Source organism: Niallia sp. NCCP-28 (assembly GCF_023168165.1).
GTDB lineage: Bacteria > Bacillota > Bacilli > Bacillales > Cytobacillaceae > Niallia.
Genome location: NZ_BQYJ01000003.1, coordinates 645,936 through 664,826, shown reverse-complemented (window position 1 = coordinate 664,826; position 18,891 = coordinate 645,936). Strand labels below are relative to the sequence as shown.

At 34.4% G+C, this 18,891-nt stretch carries 17 protein-coding genes, 2 pseudogenes and 2 riboswitches; of the genes and pseudogenes, 16 read left to right on the top strand and 3 right to left on the bottom strand.

Annotated features, from left to right (window positions below; translation table 11 throughout):
• The first annotated feature begins 83 nt into the window (after positions 1-83).
• The 6 genes and pseudogenes from map (at position 84) to htpG (ending at position 6,303) form a co-directional block, all read left to right on the top strand.
• A complete protein-coding gene (map, locus tag NCCP28_RS12505) occupies positions 84-827 on the top strand; it encodes a type I methionyl aminopeptidase (protein WP_248561728.1) in 744 nt (247 codons plus the stop codon).
• A 260-nt stretch (positions 828-1,087) separates the two neighbouring features.
• Positions 1,088-1,266: riboswitch (Lysine riboswitch) on the top strand.
• Positions 1,267-1,515: 249 nt separating this feature from the next.
• A complete protein-coding gene (locus tag NCCP28_RS12500; protein WP_248561727.1) occupies positions 1,516-2,937 on the top strand; it encodes an amino acid permease in 1,422 nt (473 codons plus the stop codon).
• A gap of 376 nt (positions 2,938-3,313) precedes the next feature.
• Positions 3,314-3,727, top strand: coding sequence for a GNAT family N-acetyltransferase (locus NCCP28_RS12495; RefSeq protein WP_248561726.1), 414 nt, complete (start codon positions 3,314-3,316; stop codon positions 3,725-3,727).
• A gap of 167 nt (positions 3,728-3,894) precedes the next feature.
• Positions 3,895-4,100: pseudogene (locus NCCP28_RS12490) on the top strand (catalase); the annotation flags it as partial.
• A gap of 84 nt (positions 4,101-4,184) precedes the next feature.
• Positions 4,185-4,291, top strand: a pseudogene (locus NCCP28_RS23840) (catalase); the annotation flags it as partial.
• A 131-nt stretch (positions 4,292-4,422) separates the two neighbouring features.
• On the top strand, positions 4,423-6,303 hold the full coding sequence (gene htpG / locus NCCP28_RS12485; protein ID WP_248561725.1) for a molecular chaperone HtpG: 1,881 nt from the start codon (positions 4,423-4,425) through the stop codon (positions 6,301-6,303).
• A 117-nt stretch (positions 6,304-6,420) separates the two neighbouring features.
• On the opposite strand, the gene NCCP28_RS12480 is transcribed toward htpG, so the two are convergent.
• Positions 6,421-8,601 carry a methyl-accepting chemotaxis protein gene (locus NCCP28_RS12480; protein WP_248561724.1) on the bottom strand — a complete coding sequence of 727 codons (2,181 nt, stop codon included), beginning with the start codon at positions 8,599-8,601 and terminating at the stop codon, positions 6,421-6,423.
• Positions 8,602-9,043: 442 nt separating this feature from the next.
• Positions 9,044-9,667 carry a LysE family translocator gene (locus NCCP28_RS12475; protein ID WP_248561723.1) on the bottom strand — a complete coding sequence of 208 codons (624 nt, stop codon included), beginning with the start codon at positions 9,665-9,667 and terminating at the stop codon, positions 9,044-9,046.
• 417 nt (positions 9,668-10,084) lie between these two features.
• Between NCCP28_RS12475 and NCCP28_RS23630 the strand changes: the two genes are divergently transcribed.
• From NCCP28_RS23630 to NCCP28_RS12435, 9 genes are all read left to right on the top strand, one after another.
• Positions 10,085-10,210, top strand: a complete 126-nt coding sequence (locus tag NCCP28_RS23630) for a hypothetical protein (RefSeq protein ID WP_282579563.1) — start codon at positions 10,085-10,087, stop codon at positions 10,208-10,210.
• Between the two features lie 71 nt (positions 10,211-10,281).
• Positions 10,282-10,385, top strand: a riboswitch (SAM riboswitch).
• Positions 10,386-10,596: 211 nt separating this feature from the next.
• Positions 10,597-10,764, top strand: coding sequence for a Fur-regulated basic protein FbpA (locus tag NCCP28_RS12470; protein ID WP_248561722.1), 168 nt, complete (start codon positions 10,597-10,599; stop codon positions 10,762-10,764).
• A gap of 175 nt (positions 10,765-10,939) precedes the next feature.
• Positions 10,940-12,205 (top strand): sensor domain-containing protein, encoded by a 1,266-nt coding sequence (locus tag NCCP28_RS12465; RefSeq protein WP_248561721.1) that lies wholly within the window; start codon positions 10,940-10,942, stop codon positions 12,203-12,205.
• 265 nt (positions 12,206-12,470) lie between these two features.
• Positions 12,471-13,124, top strand: a complete 654-nt coding sequence (gene queC / locus NCCP28_RS12460) for a 7-cyano-7-deazaguanine synthase QueC (RefSeq protein ID WP_248561720.1) — start codon at positions 12,471-12,473, stop codon at positions 13,122-13,124.
• A 14-nt stretch (positions 13,125-13,138) separates the two neighbouring features.
• Positions 13,139-13,624, top strand: coding sequence for a 6-carboxytetrahydropterin synthase QueD (queD, locus tag NCCP28_RS12455; RefSeq protein ID WP_248561719.1), 486 nt, complete (start codon positions 13,139-13,141; stop codon positions 13,622-13,624).
• Positions 13,617-14,339: a 7-carboxy-7-deazaguanine synthase QueE gene (gene queE / locus NCCP28_RS12450; RefSeq protein ID WP_248561718.1), complete on the top strand. Its 723-nt coding sequence runs from the start codon at positions 13,617-13,619 to the stop codon at positions 14,337-14,339. Before queD ends, queE begins: the two co-directional genes overlap by 8 nt.
• Positions 14,340-14,652: 313 nt before the next feature.
• Complete coding sequence (locus NCCP28_RS12445) at positions 14,653-15,033, top strand: hypothetical protein (RefSeq protein WP_248561717.1); 381 nt, start codon at positions 14,653-14,655, stop codon at positions 15,031-15,033.
• Positions 15,023-15,538: an endolytic transglycosylase MltG gene (locus tag NCCP28_RS12440; protein WP_248561716.1), complete on the top strand. Its 516-nt coding sequence runs from the start codon at positions 15,023-15,025 to the stop codon at positions 15,536-15,538. Before NCCP28_RS12445 ends, NCCP28_RS12440 begins: the two co-directional genes overlap by 11 nt.
• A gap of 180 nt (positions 15,539-15,718) precedes the next feature.
• A complete protein-coding gene (locus NCCP28_RS12435; protein WP_248561715.1) occupies positions 15,719-15,988 on the top strand; it encodes a phospholipase A2 family protein in 270 nt (89 codons plus the stop codon).
• Positions 15,989-16,209: 221 nt separating this feature from the next.
• Here NCCP28_RS12435 and NCCP28_RS12430 read toward each other — a convergent pair whose 3' ends face one another.
• Complete coding sequence (locus NCCP28_RS12430) at positions 16,210-16,719, bottom strand: YhcN/YlaJ family sporulation lipoprotein (RefSeq protein ID WP_248561714.1); 510 nt, start codon at positions 16,717-16,719, stop codon at positions 16,210-16,212.
• Between the two features lie 289 nt (positions 16,720-17,008).
• On the opposite strand from NCCP28_RS12430, the gene NCCP28_RS12425 reads away from it, so the two are divergent.
• On the top strand, positions 17,009-18,757 hold the full coding sequence (locus NCCP28_RS12425) for a helix-turn-helix domain-containing protein (RefSeq protein ID WP_248561713.1): 1,749 nt from the start codon (positions 17,009-17,011) through the stop codon (positions 18,755-18,757).
• The last annotated feature ends 134 nt before the right edge of the window (positions 18,758-18,891 follow it).

Genomic DNA, 18,891 nt, shown 5'->3' with positions numbered 1-18,891 from the left:
CTTAGCATATAATAAAAAACGAGATATCGTGCTTATTACATATATCAGTACAAAATTGGAACAAAATGATCGGAGAGACAAACATGATAGTAAAAAATGAACAAGATATTAATGGTCTAAAAGAAATTGGAAAAATCGTGAGCCTTATTCGCGAAGAACTTTATAGAAAAACGGTTTCTGGTGTAACAACAAAAGAATTAGACGATTTAGCTGGAAAGCTATTTGAAGAGCATGGGGCAGTGTCTGCACCACAATCTATGTATGATTTCCCAGGATACACTTGTATTTCGGTAAACGATGAAGTGGCACACGGCATTCCAGGAGATAGAGTTATTCAAGAAGGAGATTTGGTAAATATCGATGTGTCCGCAAGCAAAAATGGCTATTTTGCAGATACAGGCAAATCTTTTGTGGTCGGAAATGGAGATCCTAATTTAGTTAAACTTTGCGAAGTCGCTAAAGAAGCGTTTGAAGAAGGATTAAAATGTTTAAAACCGGGAGGCAAAAAGAACCGCATCGGCAAATTTGTGTTTAATACTGCAAAGAAAAACGGCTTTACTGTTATTAAAAATTTAACAGGACATGGCATTGGCACATCTCTGCATGAAAAGCCAGACCATATTTTAAACTATTTTGATGCATGGGATAATGAATTATTGCGCGAAGGCATGGTTATCGCATTTGAACCATTTATTTCAACAAAAGCAGAAGAAGTATATGAAAAAGAGGATGGATGGACTTTTTCAACAAAAGACAAAAGTTTTGTGGCTCAATATGAACATACTGTAATTATTACAAAAGATAAACCGATTATCACTACTCTATAACCCCATTAAAAGCTGTTAAAAAGGAAGATGAAAACTTTCTTTTTGACAGCTTTTTTTATTAGTATTGCAAAAAAGTTTTTATCTTATATGAATTAGCATGTTTTTTGTTCGGAAAACGAAATTTCAACTGTAAATCTAGTGATTAATTATAGTTTGAAAATTAAAATACTTTTTCATTATAATTTAAAAGGTTGACAGTCTAGTAAATATTACGTATTGTTATATATATAAATGAATAACAAAAAATCCTTATCAGCTCAAGATGAGGTAGAGGTCGCGATTTTTATCAGTATAAAGATGGAAAGTTAGAGAGCTTGTTGATATCTTTAGAAAGGAACAATCGCCGAAGCACTATTATTCTCTAAATAATAGTAGCTGGGACTGTATTCGAATAGGTACAGGACTGTCATAGGAATTACTATGATGAACTATCCTTTTTATCTGATGGTGTTTTGTATATGCACACCATGACTAGAGGTGTGTTTTTTTATGCCCCATTATTTGGCTATTGTCTAACTTACTTTAAAAAAGCCAAATACACATCCCAGATTTAAATAATAGTGAATAAGTGTATTCACTTTCTTCTTTTTACGAATTATAAACATTGTATTCGTAATCTATACAGGATATATTCTTACAGTAAATTCTCCAATCTTTGAGCACAAGGACAATCAAAGGAGACAACAAGATGAATACTACAGGAAAACTTGGACTTGGCATACTAACTTCCCTCGTTATTGGAAATATGGTCGGTTCTGGAATTTTTATGCTTCCACGCTCCCTTTCAGAAGTAGCAAGTCCTGCTGGCGTTATTGCGGCATGGCTATTAACAGGATTAGGAGTGCTTGTTACAGCTCTTGTATTTGGCAATTTAGCCAAAAGAAAGCCAGAGCTTAGCGGTGGTCCGCAAATCTATGCGAAAGAGCTGTTTAAACCGGGATCAAAAAAATCTCTGCTGTCTGGTTTTATGTCTACATGGGGTTACTGGATTGGAAATTTAGCCGGCAATATTGCGATCATTACTACATTTGCTGGATACCTATCCACTTTTTTTCCAATTTTAACAAGCCAATCTGTTCTATTTACAATAGGAACATTTGACTTGAAAGTAGGAAATGCTTTAACATTTTCAGTTTGTACAATTCTTTTATGGGGAACAAATTTTATCATCCTAAGAGGAATTGAAAGTGCTGGAAAACTTAACTTTATGGCAACTGCTGCTAAAGTGGTAGGATTTTTATTATTTATTGTGGTGGCACTATTCGCTTTTCAAAAAAGCAATATCTTGCCGTTTACTGCACCAAGATTTGACGCGGCAGGAAATTCTGTTAGTTTATTTGGACAAATTAACAGTGCAGCCATTACAACATTATGGGCATTTATTGGGGTTGAATCGGCAGTAGTATTTTCATCTCGGGCAAAAAAACAATCTTACATTAAAACAGCTACCGTTTTAGGATTATTAATTGCACTTGCCATTTACATTGGAATCAGTACACTAGTAATGGGTGTTTTAAGCCAAGATGCATTAATTTCTTCCCAAAAGCCATTAATTGATGCAATGGAAAGTATTTTAGGACCAGTCGGCGGTAAAGTTCTTGCAGCTGTTGGCTTAATCAGTTTATTTGGTTCAACTATTGGCTGGGTGATGCTAAGTTCAGAAGTTCCTTATCAAGCAGCAAAACAAGGAATATTTATACCGGCATTCTTAAAAGAAAATAAAAAAGGAATTCCAACCTTTTCATTAATGGTTACAAATATTCTTGGGCAATTATTTATTTTTTCAACCATTTCGAACAGCATTTCGCAAGCTTTTGATTTTGTTATCTATATTGCAACATTGTCTTATTTAATTCCTTATCTAATCTCTTCTTTTTTCCAGTTGAAGCTAACCATCACTGGGGAAACATATAAAACGAAAAAGGAAAGAATAACAGATGGCATTATTGGCGGCCTTGCAACGATTTATTCGATTTGGGTCATTATTGCTGGAACGTCGGACATTAAAACATTTACATTCGGCGTGATTCTAATTGCAAGTGGCATTATCTTCTATAACCAATTGCATAAGCAGCCAAAAAATGTATCAGCGAACAAAAAATCTGCATAAGTAAAACGAAGAAGCATCTAAATAATAGATGTTTCTTTTTTATTTGGCTGTTTTTGCAAACCTTGTTGCTTTTAAAGGAGTATCGGTTGATCCCCGTTACAGGAGGCTCGCCTTCCGTGGGACGAGCAGCGAGCCTCCTTGGCGTATCTCCTGTGAAGTTTAACCTCACAGGCGTTTCTGCGTCTTTCACTCCAATCAATCTGTTTTAACCATGCATTTACTCATGGACACTATCCGAAAACAGTCATCTTTTAGAAAACAGCCTTTATTTATAGAACACATTTAATTTTCAAAATTTTTTATAATAACGGTTGAATATTTATTAATAATGATGTATAAATATAATTATCAGATAACGTATGAGGAGAAATGAACGATGGACTACATCATAAAAGAAGAATTGCCGAGCTTTGATTTATTTGCAGCATTACATGAAGCGAGCGGCTTAATAAAAAATAAAAAGGGAAATTATACAAAAGAACAATTATATACAGCAGCGCAAAACAGCTGGTACTGCTATTCTATATATAACGGGGAGCAGCTAATTGCATTTGGCAGAATGATTTCAGATGGTGTATATCAAGCTCTGATCTGTGATGTAATGGTGGATCCGGGCTATCAAGGAAAAGGCTTGGGAAAAGGAATTATTGAAGGTTTGCTGCAAAAATGCCAAGAAACAGGCATTCAATCCATTCAGCTTTTTTCTGCAAAAGGAAAAAAACAATTTTATCAAAAATTAGGATTTCAAGAAAGAGAAGCAGATGCACCAGGTATGTCCATTCTTATTTAAAAAACTCATGAATAGATTATTTCATGAGTTTTTTTATGCTTGTTTCCTTTTAATCCTTTTTATGCATATAGATCCTTAAAATGGAACTTATAGAAGATACATATTGAAGAAGGCAGGAGAATGAAAAAGAAAAAACATACTATGATGATTTATTCACTAATCAATAGGGCTATCCTGTCAGCAATAAGCAAAATGTCCGAATAGCCAAAATAGAGAAAAGGCTACATGAGAAAACTATGATTTTTCAGAAAAAATCAGTCATGCTAATTGAAAACGAATCCCTGGAAGAGTAATGTATACAAGAGGTGCTGGCGTCCATGGCTATTTTGAAAGCTATGGAACTATTGGTGATGAACCAATAAGCAAGTATACAGTGTACACGAGCAAAATTAACTCAAGGCTTTCAGTCGGAAAAATGTATTGAACAAAAATCCTGAAACTATTTCATAGAGGTAGAATAAACGGCCTTGTTTTTTTCGATGATAAATTGTTGCAGGGAAGAACGTTTTCTTATTCTGATGCACAAAGGTAAACGATCTCCAACTGCCGATTAATCGTCCAAAAACCAGGAAGTTAATTGACAATCATTAGAATTTATGTTATTAAAATATTGTTTAGCACTCATCGTTGCCAAGTGCTAGCAATTTCTTTTACAATAGATTACATAAAAGAAAGCAGAAAGGGGATTTATAAAAATGGTAGAAACAAAAGAATTTAAAGCGGAATCGAAACGATTATTAGAAATGATGATCAATTCGATTTATTCACAAAAAGAGGTGTTTTTGCGGGAGTTGATCTCCAATGCCAGTGATGCCATTGATAAAATCTACTATAAAGCGTTAACAGATGAGGAATTAAGTTTTGAAAAAGAACATTATTATATTAAATTAACAGCAAATAAAGAGGATCGTACATTAACAATCTCAGATACAGGAATAGGCATGACAAAAGAAGAGCTGGAAATGAATCTTGGGACGATTGCCAAAAGTGGCTCTTTAGCATTTAAATCAGAAAATGAACTAAAAGATGGCCATGATATTATTGGTCAGTTTGGGGTCGGTTTTTATGCTGCATTTATGGTTGCAGATGTTGTAACAGTCATCACAAAGGCGTTAGAGAGTGATGCGGCTTATAAATGGGTATCCCAAGGGGCAAATGGATATACGATTGAAACAACAGAGAAAGAAACAGTCGGAACAGACATTATCTTAAAAATCAAAGAAAATACAGAAGAAGATTCCTATGAGGAATTTTTGGAAGAATATCGTTTAAAAGCAATTATTAAAAAATATTCTGATTTTATTCGCTACCCAATCAAAATGGATATCACAACAAAAAAGCCAAAAGAAGGAACGGAAAACGAGCTGGAAGATGTGATGGAAGAACAAATCATCAACAGCATGGTGCCAATTTGGCGCAAAAATAAAAATGAACTGACAGAAGAAGACTACCAAAATTTCTATACAGAAAAACGCTTTGGATTTGACCAGCCACTAAGACATATTCATATTAGCGTTGATGGAACGATCTCTTATCAGGCGATCCTTTATATTCCTGAAAAAACACCTTTTGATTATTATTCGAAAGAATATGAAAAAGGATTGGAATTGTACGCAAACGGTGTACTTATTATGGAAAAGTGCGGCGATCTTCTTCCTGACTACTTTAGCTTTGTAAAAGGCATGGTAGATTCGAGTGATCTTTCCCTTAATATCTCACGTGAAATGCTGCAGCAAGATCGCCAGTTAAAACGAATTGAAAAAAATCTGACAAAAAAAATCAAAAGTCAGCTGCAAACGATGCTTAAAAATGAACGGGAAAAATACGAAACATTTTATCAAGCATTTGGCAGACAGTTAAAATTTGGAGTATACAGCGATTTTGGTGCAAACAAAGACATGCTTCAAGATTTGCTTCTGTTTTATTCATCCAAAGAGAAAAAACTTGTTTCCCTTGATGAATATGTTCTCCGCATGAAAGAAGACCAAAAGTATATCTATTATGCAGCAGGGGAGTCTATTGAAAGAATTGAAAGATTGCCGCAAACAGAACTTGTGGCAGATAAAGGCTATGAAATTCTTTATTTTACAGAAGATATTGATGAATTTTCCATTAAAATGCTGATGAATTATAAAGAAAAAGAATTTAAATCTGTATCTGCAAGCGACTTAGGGCTAAATGAAGAAGAAAACAAAATAGATCAAAAACTGGAAGAAGAAAATAAAGATCTATTAGAAGAAATGAAAAATATCCTAAATGGACAAGTTAATAATGTGAAGATTTCTGCCCGTTTAAAATCTCATCCTGTTTGTTTATCAACAGAAGGAGAAATAACGATTGAAATGGAAAAAATCTTAAATGCTATGCCGGATAATCAAAATGTAAAAGCCAATAAAGTTTTGGAAATCAATAAAGATCATGCTGTATTCCAATCGCTTTCAAATGCTTTTGCAAACGACAAAGAAAAATTAGTCCTTTTTACAACCTTATTGTATAATCAAGCTTTATTAATTGAAGGACTGCCAATTAACGATCCAGTTGAATTTACCAATAATATTTGCAAAATAATGGTATAATTACAGAAACAATGGATAAAAAAGACCGCCTTCTACAGGGATTTAACCCTATAGGAGGAGGTCTTTTTTAGGCCTTTATTGGGCTGGAATCTGCATATATTCAACGTCAGCTTGCCCTTAAGAGGTTAGCTTAAATTTCGAAATAAGACGATTTAAACGGGAAACAACCAAGGAGCTTTGTTCTGAATCAAACCTGGAATCTTGTATAAGGTTGACCATTTTTGCGGCAGCTGTATCAATATTTTGTACCGTGTATGTATTTTTTTCATTTATTGTAGCAATATTAGAAATGATTTCCGTCATTTCATCTGTTACATTTGGTCCTGTAGCAGATGCCTGGGCAATATTGCTTAGCACTTCATGGACACCATGAACAAATTCAGAACCTGTTTCTACTTCTTTGCTGCTTTCTTGAATCGCTTTTTGAACATGGACGGAACTTTCTTCAATCTTCTCGAGGGTTTGACCAATCTCTTTTGTCGCATTTGTTGTCTGATCCGCTAATTTTCGTATTTCTGTTGCTACAACGGTAAATCCTTTTCCATATTCGCCAGCTCTTGCAGCTTCTATAGTGGCATTTAATGCGAGAAGATTTGTTTGTTGGGCAATGGAATCAATAGAGTCGACTACTCGGCCAATATTTTGAGACAGTTTCATAAAGTCTTCTGTGGATTTCAAAGCATGTCCTACCTTTTCTACAATTTGATTCATTTTTTCTGTAATGCCCTCCACTTGCGTTAAGGCTCCATTTAATTGCTGTTGAGAAAGATGCTCCATTTCTTTCATCTTATCGCTAATTTGATCCACTTGTTTCATTGCTTCTTGAATATCTTGATACTGATGATTCATGCCAAGGAGCATTTCTCCCATTTGTCTAATCACGGAATAAGAATTTTCTTCCACAAGCAGTGTTTTATTTTGCAGAGATTCATTTGCTTGCTCTACATCCAAGGTTGCTAATTTAACTTTTGTCATCAGTTCATCTTGACTATCAATCATATTATTTACCCAGCGTCCAAGCGTTCCTGATTCATCATTCAAAAGCAATTTTTTATCTAGCCGCATCGTTAAATCTCCGCCGCCTTCTGCAATTTTGCGTACAATATCATTCATTTGCCGCAGTCTTGATACAACTGGATTTAATATTTTTTTATAAAAGAAAAAGCCGGCAAAAGAAAGATAAACCGTTTGTATTAATGCAAGCAAGATAGGAGGAATGGCAAATATCATCGTAAACATAATATTTAAGATAAGAGCGGTAATTAGCATCAACGTAACTTCTTTGCCAAACTGCCAATTTAAAGAACGGTTTCGATACACCTCTTCTAGATCTGCTTCACACATCATTCCCCATGTATCTATAGACCCAGGCATTTGAAAGGTTACACCTTTTCCGATAACAGGGATATGGCGATAATCAGAATATCCCGGAAATTCGACAAATAAATTTTCTCCATTTTGAATGGTATTAGAAACGCCTGGATGCAGTTCGTTTGTTGCAGGATCTGTAAAACGAATTTCAAATTCCGTATGCTTTTTTATTTGAACGGTACCCCAAGATTTGGTGTGGATGCCGTCTTTAAGATTTTCTCCAAAAGTAAAAGTATGATCTTCAAAACGACTGCGTGATAAGGCTATCCCTTGAGAAATGGCAGGATTAAACGTAGATTTTGCCATAAATAGATAGTTATCTCCTGAGTCTTGAAACACATGGCCGGCTTCCCGCTGTATTAAATCCCCAACCACGTCGTTAGGAATTCTTCCAGAAAGAATATATTTCAATTGGCCTCTTTGCATAACTGGCTGAAAAAAAAGTAGTGTTACTTCATCATGAAAACGAGAGCTTTTTGCTCCGATTTCTAATGTAAGAGTGTCTTGAAAAGGTCCATAAAGCAAAGGTTTATTATGTTTGAGAACGTAATCAGCAGCTTCTTGATAGTTGCTAGTTGAATCTTTGGCATAGGATGCTCCAATATGAGAGGAATAGGTGGAAGACAAAACATTCTTCTCTTTATCCAGCAAAAATAATTCTGTAAAATCTCTGCTTTTGTGCAATTTATTCTCCAGAATTTGTTTGAAATTATCAGATAGCATATGTTCCAATTCCAACGCTGTTTTTTCAAGGAAATCCCATTGGCCATTTGCCCATCCCGTCAGGATATCCAACCTTGTTTTGGCAATCCCTTCAAACGTTTCTTCTATCGTTTTTGTTCTATTTTTATTTAGCCGAAAGGACCACCAAAGGGGCAACCCTTCCCGAAAATCCAACCAACCAAAATAACCCATATTTACCACCATCCATATCTCCTGTGAATTTTCCTTATCTTATTTGAAATAAGTCTATAGACCTGTATTATCACTCTGAAATAAGAGGGGCAAAACTCCCTTGAGAAGAAAAGTTTTATACGATAAAACAGAATAATGACTTTCATTCATGACAATAGAACTATTATGTAAAATATTCTTCTATTATATTCAGATTTTTCACTCATTACAATAGCGAAAATGTGACTTAAATTAACAAGGTGGGGAAGAAATGCTATACATGTCTATAGAATTCGCTTTCAAAAATGCCCCCATAAGCTGTTTATTTAGACGGATAAACAGTTTATGGGGGCATTTTGTTTCTTTGTTTCCTTTTCTTTTATTTTTGGTTCAGTTTTCCGATATTTTGGTTCATTTTTTAAAAAAAAGTTATTTTTCGACAAAAAATTTTGCTTTATACGCTTTATAGCGTTCGTTAGAAAAAAAACTGGATGCCATGATAGCCAAAATATAGTCCAAAAAGAATTAAACCAAATGCAGAAATTTTGGAAATGAGCTGAATAATGTGCTCGGAGACAAAATTGCGAAAAAAGCTGGATAATAAAGCGACAAAAAAATCCCAGACTGCAACACCAAAAAGGATGCATCCTGTAAAAAAGATCAATTTGCTTGTACCATATTTTGTGATAGTAGAAGCAAGGATTGAGCCATATATCCCTAACCAAAATACAATCGATAATGGATTCATAAAACTTATCATAAATCCTGATAAAAAGGACCATAAAATGGACTTTTTTTCTTTTTTGCTTCGCGTTAGAGCAGCTGAAGTTTTTATAAATCCCTCCACACCAGAATATATGAGCACAAACCCTCCAAATAACCATAAAAAGGTTTGAATGATTGGGATATTAATAAATTTAACTAGCCCAAAGTAAACAAATAATATGTATACAATATCTGCAAGCATAGCTCCTATTGCCAATATCCAAGCATAAGAAAAGCCATCTCTTAGGCCCCTGTTAATGACTGCCGCATTAATTGGTCCCATCGGTGCTGCAAGAGAGAGTCCAAGTAATACATAATATAAAATGCTTCCCATCTGCTACGTCCTCCTATAAACATATCTATATAAAACGTATTCAAGATGGCTGGCTTGTACGACACTTATTTAAAGAAAGATGGAAATGTTTATACTAAACTCCAAATATATCAATTGCTTGTAGCAAATAAAAACAAACTAATACAGGAAAATAAGCTAGACTTGAGTTTTTAGCTGCAAAAATAGATAGATAAAGCTTGGGATGGGAGAAATGTAATGAAATGCGATAATTGTCAACCCAAAAAGGTTATACTGTCGTTTTTTCTAATGTATAAGATATGGAAAAAATGCAACAGCATTTTATCCTGAATAGGCGAGAAGACACTTTTTTCAAGGAAGGAGAAGGTCGCATCTTAAGCGCTATGGTTAAATGTCAACAAGTGTCAACTATTTTGTGTCTATTTGGCGGAAAAAGAAATGGGAGAATTAACTAAAACCGATTTATCTGTTGGAGTGTATGTTGGAATAAAAAACGTTGCTGTTTTAAGTACAGGAGAAGTCTTCTCTAAACTTTTGTCCGCCCCCCAGCAGCAAAACAATTAACAAGCATGCTAGAAACACATTGATATTCTTAGTCATATATGCAATAATAAGCTTACTTTAATTTTCATATAATCTTATCCAGAGAGGTGGAGGGATGTGGCCCTATGATACCTCGGCAGCGGGTTCTTTTGAATACTGTGCCAATTCCAGCAGACATTCGTCTGACAGATAAGAAGAGATAATCAAGGAATCCCTTCTATCTAAGAGTGGATTCTTTTTTTTTTTTTGAAGATAGGTTTTAAAAAAAAACCTCCTGGATAAAGATTATAAGTCAGAGATTGACTGCTTTTTGCGAAAAGTTTTGCAGTGATGCAGCTTTCTCTCTTTAAGACCAAGTAAACACATGAAAAACCTTGGAATAATCGGCAGCACAGGAGGACAACTACTTGAATCAACAACTTTTGAATACAGAAGATAAAGAATGTTATAAAGAACAGCTTATTGATTTATTGCTCAGCAATGGCATTTATAAAAAGGGAACCTTTCATTTATTTGAACTGTCCGTTACAGAACTAGAGGAAGCATGGGGGAGTTTAAGGGAAAAGCAAGCATAAGTGCTATTTTTTCCTATTAAATTGTTTGTTCATTTTCTTTTATTAATCAAAAAATACTATAATTGTCTTACATGAAACTAAATGGTATTATTATGTAAATATATATATAATTTTTACATTTCCATCCGATGCATCATCATGATAGTTAATCAGTAAAGCATAGGAGAATATTTATATGATTGAAAAAAATCCACCAAATCAAAAATATGAGGATATAGATCGATTTCGAGCATTAGTCGAACATGTAAGTGACTGGATATGGGAAGTAGATCATAACGGAATATATACATATGCCAGTCCAAGGGTGAAAGATATGTTAGGATATGAGCCAGAAGAAGTGATTGGAAAAACTCCTTTTGATTTAATGCCAGAATGGGAAGCAAAAAGAATCGCCCCTATTTTTGAAGAATTACTTTCACAAAAACTGCCAATTAAAAGCTTAGAAAATATTAATATCCATCGAGATGGCCATGAGGTCATATTGGAAACAAGCGGTTCGCCAATCATAGATTCTCGTGGAATTTGTATTGGCTATCGAGGCATGGACCGGGATATCACCTCTCGAAAAGCTGCTGAAAGAAAGCAGCAGCAATTATTGGATATCATTAAAGAATCACCTGATTTTATCGCAACAATCGATTTATTAGGCCATGTTACCTTTCTTAATACAACAGCAAAAACAATATTAGGATTAAAAGAATCACCTCAACTTTCCATTGAATCCTTTCATCCTAAATGGGCATCTGACTTAATTATACAAGAAGCCTTTCCAACATCTATAAAAACAGGAGTGTGGAAAGGCGAAACAATCATCATTACAAAAGCAGGAAGGGAAATGCCTGTTTCACAAATAATGATTGCCCATAAATCATCTCAAGGGGAGGTTGAATATTTTTCAACCATTGCAAGAGATATTACGGAAAGGGTTGAATTGGAAAAATTAATCAAGAAAAAAGCTTATCTAGATGAGTTGACCAACTTGCCTAATCGTCGTTTTTTACATGATGAGCTCACTAAATATATCGAGGGAAAGAAAAAATTCGCATTGCTTTTTGTAGATATCGATAATTTCAAAATAATTAATGATACGTATGGTCATCATAATGGAGATCTCGCTTTGTCAGCAATTTCCCAAAGACTTTCTATCAGTGTTCGCAAAGAAGATTTTGTGTGCCGGTATGGCGGAGATGAATTTATCATCCTCTTGCGTAATATTGAGGAATCAGCGCAAATCCAACAGCTTGCTGATCGCGTTCTTTCTATTTTTCAAAAGCCCTTTTCTATTCAATCAGAAAACTTTATTGTTACAGCAAGCATTGGCATCAGCATTTATCCTACTCATGGACATACAGTAGATGCCCTTATAACAAATGCTGATAAATATATGTATGAAATTAAAAAACATGGAAAAAATGACTATCAAATAGGGGATGCGCTTTAAGCTTGTGTTTTGTTTTTCTTTTTCAGCAAAAAGGCAAGGTGGTTTTTCTAGAAAAAATATGATATTATTTAGTCATAATAAGCAGAGGTTCTAGCACCCCTCTTTAAAAAAACTAAGAAGAAGCAGTACTTCTATCTTGGAGTACTGCTTCTTTTTGTGCGGCTAAATAATTATTGCAATTTTATCAAAGACAAAAGAAAAAATGGGTGCAAAAGAAGTGATGATTGGAACCGAAATTTTCAGGGAATGAAAGGAGTTAAACAAGATGTTAAAAGATGAAAAAGCAGTAGTAGTATTTAGTGGGGGCCAAGACAGCACTACTTGCCTTTTTTGGGCACTAAACACTTTTAAGGAAGTGGAGGCTGTTACATTTAATTATAATCAACGCCACAAAGAAGAAATTGAATGTGCCAAAACAATCGCAAAAGATTTAAAAATAAACCATCATATTTTAGATATGGCGTTATTAAATCAGTTGGCACCAAATGCATTAACAAGAAGCGATATAGAAGTGAAAGAAGGAGAAAATGGCGAATTGCCATCCACTTTTGTGCCGGGGCGCAATTTATTATTTCTTTCTTTTGCAGCAGTTCTTGCGAGTCAAATTGGCGCTAAACATATTATTACTGGAGTTTGTGAAACAGATTTCAGTGGTTATCCAGATTGTCGAGACTCCTTTGTCAAATCATTGAATGTTTCCATTAACTTAGCTATGGACAGTCAATTTGTTATTCATACTCCTTTGATGTGGCTTGATAAAGCAGAAACATGGAAACTTGCTGATGATCTTAATCAGTTAGACTATATTAGAACGCAAACACTAACATGCTATGAAGGCATTATCGGCAATGGCTGCGGTGAATGTCCTGCCTGCAAATTAAGAAAAGCAGGATTAGACCAATATTTAACTTCAAAATAAAGGCGGAATAAAACATGCAAAAAGATTTATTTGGCTTTCGCATTGTAGAAGGCCTCCAAAAACTAGATGTAGATATAAAACAAAGTGAATTAAATTATCATAAAAAAAGGGTGCTTGTCAGCAAAGAATTTACCTTTGATGCCTCTCATCATTTGCATGCATATGAAGGGAAATGCAAAAATCTTCATGGCCACACATATAAAGTAGTGTTTGGCATTAGCGGTTTCACAGATGAAATTGGCCTTGTTATTGATTTTGGCGATATTAAAAAGATTTGGAAAGATGAAATTGAAATCTACTTAGATCATCGCTATTTAAACGAAACGCTTCCTAATATGAATACGACTGCAGAAAATATGGTGGTATGGATTTATGAAAAAATGCAGATGGCTTTAACCAAACATCCTATCAAAGAAGGAACAAGATTGGAATTTGTTCGTCTATTTGAAACACCTACAAGCTATGCGGAAGCGAAAAGGGAGTGGATGGAAGTTGAATAAAATCCCCGTTTTAGAAATATTTGGTCCAACAATTCAAGGGGAAGGCATGGTTATTGGCAGAAAAACGATGTTTGTAAGAACAGCAGGCTGTGATTATAAATGTGCTTGGTGCGATTCCTCCTTTACATGGGATGGATCCGCGAAGCATGAAATAAAACAGATGACGGCACAGGATATTTGGGAGCAATTATATGCACTTGGCTCTGACCGGTTTGATCATGTGACCATTTCAGGGGGCAACCCTGCCCTTCTTGCTTCTTTATCAGATTTTATCTCGTTATGCAAAGAAAAAAATATTCAAGTGGCATTAGAGACACAAGGAAGCAAATGGCAGGACTGGTTTTATGAAGTGGATGATTTAACGATTTCTCCTAAACCGCCAAGTTCCCGCATGGAAACAAATTTTTCTACGTTGGATGACATTGTTGCTAAATTACAAAAGAATTCTACTCATTTCAGCTTAAAAGTAGTTGTATTTGATGATCAGGATTTGGAATATGCTCAAAAAGTGTATACGCGCTATTCAAATGTTCCGTTTTTTCTGCAAGTAGGCAATGATGATCTTACAAACGGCAATAATGATGAATTAGTAACAAAGTTGCTAAAAAAATATGAATGGCTAATTGATCAGGTAATGAATTCTAATGTGTGGAGGAATGTAAGAGTGCTCCCACAGCTTCATGCTTACGTATGGGGTAATAAAAGAGGAGTTTAACTACTTTTCCAACACTTAGAACAAGAATAGGTTCATGCGCTTATGAAAGAAAAAAATTTTCATGAGAAACTGGCGTAAAAATAGACATATTTATATGCTATAGATTAAAATATGTTTCTAGGATAATTTTCGGTTTTTAACAGCAGGATAAATATTAGGTAAAAAGAATTATTACCTTTTTATTCTTTCGACAAACATTGACAATCTTCTGACTAACGAAGGATTTTGTAGAAAAAAATCGAAAAACTAAAGAAAAGAATGTATAATAGAAACTTAGAATGCTAGATTCTAAAAAGAGGGAGGATCTTAAAAGATGGAATGGACATTAGCCATTTTGTTAGTTGCAGCTGTTATTTTGCTTATGATGTCATTTGCTAAAGGGAGACAAGCGGCAAAAACAGAACAACGAGAAATTGATATGATTCACTTAACTGTTATGGATGAAGTGGAGCAGCTGCAAAAACAAATAAGAAATCTTGAGCTTGATTTAGAAATAATTGAAAAAAATGCTGGCATTCAGTTATCTTCTAAAGACCGAGTAATGATGCGCGAAATCTTAGATTTATATAAACGTAATTACTCTATCGAAAGCATTGCAGGACAAAAGAAACTACCTGTAGCAGAGCTAGAGAATATGCTCTCTCCTTATGTAACTTCTAAAGAAGAAAGGAGAAAAGTAGCACATGAAGTATAATGGATTAACCAGTTTTTCAGCTGGTTTGCTTTTTGCAACAGCAATTGCTGGAGGAGCTTATTTTGTGACAAAAGATGATGCACAAGCAAAAAACAATACAGCAGAGGAAACGACAAAAGAAGAAGCAACACAAGTAGCTAAAACACCAACCGTGGATGAAATGAAAGAGTTGCTTTCCTCTTCTGGATATGTCGTTCAATCAGAGGAAGAAGCAAAGGCAAAAGAAACAGAATGGAATCAAAAAGTAGAAGAAGCTAAAAAACAAGCAGCTTCTAGCGATTCAGGAAAAGTTGTCTATCGTACAACTATTTATGTTTCAAATGGAATGACAAGCATTGATGTAGGAAATACATTAAAAAGTGCCAAAATCATTAAAGAAACTGGTTTTCAATTTTCTAAAAAAGTGGAAAAAAAAGGGGTTGAAAAATACCTTAAACCGGGAAGTTATGAGATTGACAGCACGATGTCAACCGACAAAATCATTTCGACTATTTTTAAAAAATAATAAAAAGGGATATCTATTTCTATTTAGGTATCCTTCTTTTTTTATGCCATTAAGAAAAAATAGGATAATTAGAAACCTAGACAGTGATTTTATTATTTATAACATTTATTAATATGACACAAACAAATCTTTTTTCATCACATAAACTATTAAAAGATGGAAAAAGAAGGTGAGTTTATTTTGAAAAATCAATATTCCTGTATAAATAGAAAGAAGGGGTTTTGCCTTCCAGGAGGATATCGATATTGCGGGCCAGGATGCAGTGGGCCAGGAGCACCCATTAATTACGTCGATTCATGTTGCAAAAGACATGATGACTGTGTAGCAAGGTTTGGTTCCTCCGCTAGATGTGATCAGGCATTAATCCAATGTGTTCAAAAAAAAAGCAATCAGCCTACACATGAAGGCAAAACAGCTCGATTAATCGCTAATTTTATGAAGATGCGCTAATGGACCAAAAATGTAACAAATCAACAGGTAGAGAGAAAATTCTCTACCTGTTTATACATATCCCTGCAATTTGAATAATTTATCACCCAATAACGGGCTTTTGACCCTCACCTAAGGGAGTGTAAAAGAAAACGAGAAATCTAGGTGGGTAAAAACTTGCCCATAAAAGCCTGATTGTTAGTGGGGAGATGAAAAAATCCCTCACTGATTGAAGTTTCATTTTATCGGTAGTTAGGGAATACTCTTCTGACCATTTGACTAAATTCATTAAAAAGACCGCTTATTGGTTTGCCGTTTTCAATATCACGCCCATAATTGGTCATGCGGTTATAAAAATCCGGATTGGATGAAACATAGACATTTTTAATATCCCCATCTATCTTTCGAACTTTGTTGGCAATTTTATCTTCCAATTTTTTTGTTACTTCTCCGCTTTTATTACCTGTCAACTCAACGGCAACAAAAGCATTGCGATCTGTTTTAAAAACAACAGCTCTTTTTATCCCTTTAATGTCCGTTACTTTATCTGCCACTTCGTCTGCTAAGTCAAGATCTGCAGTGGCTTTATTGTTATGATTGTTTGTTCGGTAGCCAACATTTTGCACATTGACATCATTATTGCGATTATTGACATTTTCATTCATCGCATTTTCTTTATCATCATTAGCATTGCATCCAGTCAAGATGGTTAAAGCGCCAAATAATACAAATAAGCCTTTTGTGATTTTCATTTTCCATTCTTCCTTTCTGTTGGAATAGGCTTAAATTCCCCATCTATACTAATTATTATTCCATCAAAGAGATAGCAACAATTGTCACTTTTTATAAACAAATTTCTGGATATTAGTGTATAAAAAGCTTATATGGCCAAAAGGCAGCGAAACAAATCTTTTGATGCCAAAAGAATCGATGAGGCATTGATTCACTTCCCGATGACAAATAATGGACTTGTTTTCCTGAAAATATCTTTTACAATTAAAAATGAAAAAAGCAATCAGGACAATTTGCGGGGGACTTACATTGAATACAGAAAAACAACTCATCAGCCTAATTCATGCTGCACAAGTGCTGACATCTACATTAGATTTAGATAAAGTGCTAGATCAGCTTATCCATGAAACATTAAACGTAATAGAAGGTGCTGATGCTGTCCTTTTATTTGTTTATAATCCTAAAAAAAATAAATTGCTTGCCAATAAAGGGATTGGGGTAAACTTAGATTATTTGCAAGATATTATGCTAAGCCCAAATGAAGGAATGACTGGAAAAACATTTACCAGCAAAAAAGGACAAATATTCAGTCACTTAAAGGAAACAGAAGCGGGAATGGGAAATATTCAAAATAAAAACCAAGATCTATTCAAAAAAGCGATCGGCAAATTCCCTTATCATCCCATCAGCACGATATGTGCACCTCTGTTAAGCAAAAAAGATTGTATCGGGGTTTTGACAATTGACAGTTTTTCAGAAAATGTTCATTTTACTGAACGGGATTTATTGCTTTTAGAAACCTTTGCCGCTCAAGCTAGCATTGCCATTGAAAATGCTAAATTTTTTGCTGATACAGAACGGTCGAAAAAAATTCATGCGGAACTGGCGACTGCTTCTATTTCTCAAAAAGGGTTAACAGAAGCAACGATTACCCTTTCCCAGCTTATAAGGCATGAAATTTGTGTCTATAATGAATTTTTTGATCTGCTTGCATTTTCTTCCTCTATTGCCGAGAACTTAGGGGAACAAAAAAAGAAGGAAGTGGAAGAGCTATTTTCAAAGGGACAAAAAGAACTGGAAAGTAATTTGATGCAAATAATACCCATTAAGACAGATGGAGATATTGTCCTTGGCATAGTCGCTATTTTTGGAGAAGAAAGCGTTCATTTAGATACACTGGATTTACTGGCCATTGATTTAGCCAACAATATTTTTGCAAGAGAAATATTAGGAAGAGAACGATTGTTATCTGAATTTTATAAGTATGAGGGATACCTGCTTGAACAGCTGCTGGCAAAAAAGCAACATGAATTGACGGAGCAGCAGCGCACCATTCTTGGTTTATCGAAAAAGTACCGCTATTTTTGCATTTCTATTCAAATTCCTCATCAGCTTCTGCCTTTTGAAGAATTGCATAAGAGAAAACAACATTTTAATAAACTGTTATTCCGTGAGCTGAAGAATTTGGGCTTTAAAATAATTGTTTCAGAAAAAAATTTAGAATACAACATTCTTGTCATAATTCATGATAAAGGAACAGAAGATAAGATCACCAAAACGTTCTATGACTTTTTTTACCATTTTAAGGAAATTGTGGGGAAAGTTATTTCTTTTGATTATTATGTTGGCATTGGCCGTGTATTTCAAGATATTCCTGATATAACCAACTCCCATCGAGAGGCCAAAATTTGTGCTGAATATATCCAAAACAAAAAACAGGAAACAAGCGTGCTTTCCTATAAATCTTTAGGCATTTATCGACTCTTTTTAAAACATGAGCAGGAAGAACTTTTTGAATTTGTAGAAAGTACGATTGGTGCACTTCTTCTTTATGACAAAGAGCATCGTACAGAGCTATTGCAAACATTAACTACATATTTGGAAAGTAAACAAAATATGGCATTAACGGCACGGAATAGTTTTGTTCACTTAAATACGATAAAATATCGACTCCAGACAATAAAAGAGATTTTGGGAGCGAATAGTCTAGAAGGAAAAGTCATTTTTGAACTCCAATTAGCCATTTATCTGCATCAATATTTACAAAAAGGTATTTAGAATATTTCATTTAATTCTATAACGATATTGTTAATGTTGTTAGAAAAAGACAAATTGTTGCATAACAATTTGTCTTTTTTATATATACCTAAAAATATCTTACTATTCTATAATTTCTAAATAATAACACTAAA

Bases quoted from the DNA above. Each gene is read 5' to 3' on its own strand.
- map (WP_248561728.1), top strand. From the start codon at position 84: ATGATAGTAAAAAATGAACAAGATATTAATGGTCTAAAAGAAATTGGA.
- NCCP28_RS12500 (WP_248561727.1), top strand. From the start codon at position 1,516: ATGAATACTACAGGAAAACTTGGACTTGGCATACTAACTTCCCTCGTT.
- NCCP28_RS12495 (WP_248561726.1), top strand. From the start codon at position 3,314: ATGGACTACATCATAAAAGAAGAATTGCCGAGCTTTGATTTATTTGCA.
- htpG (WP_248561725.1), top strand. From the start codon at position 4,423: ATGGTAGAAACAAAAGAATTTAAAGCGGAATCGAAACGATTATTAGAA.
- NCCP28_RS12480 (WP_248561724.1), bottom strand. From the start codon at position 8,601: ATGGTGGTAAATATGGGTTATTTTGGTTGGTTGGATTTTCGGGAAGGG.
- NCCP28_RS12475 (WP_248561723.1), bottom strand. From the start codon at position 9,667: ATGGGAAGCATTTTATATTATGTATTACTTGGACTCTCTCTTGCAGCA.
- NCCP28_RS23630 (WP_282579563.1), top strand. From the start codon at position 10,085: ATGGGAGAATTAACTAAAACCGATTTATCTGTTGGAGTGTATGTTGGA.
- NCCP28_RS12465 (WP_248561721.1), top strand. From the start codon at position 10,940: ATGATTGAAAAAAATCCACCAAATCAAAAATATGAGGATATAGATCGA.
- queC (WP_248561720.1), top strand. From the start codon at position 12,471: ATGTTAAAAGATGAAAAAGCAGTAGTAGTATTTAGTGGGGGCCAAGAC.
- queD (WP_248561719.1), top strand. From the start codon at position 13,139: ATGCAAAAAGATTTATTTGGCTTTCGCATTGTAGAAGGCCTCCAAAAA.
- NCCP28_RS12445 (WP_248561717.1), top strand. From the start codon at position 14,653: ATGGAATGGACATTAGCCATTTTGTTAGTTGCAGCTGTTATTTTGCTT.
- NCCP28_RS12440 (WP_248561716.1), top strand. From the start codon at position 15,023: ATGAAGTATAATGGATTAACCAGTTTTTCAGCTGGTTTGCTTTTTGCA.
- NCCP28_RS12430 (WP_248561714.1), bottom strand. From the start codon at position 16,719: ATGAAAATCACAAAAGGCTTATTTGTATTATTTGGCGCTTTAACCATC.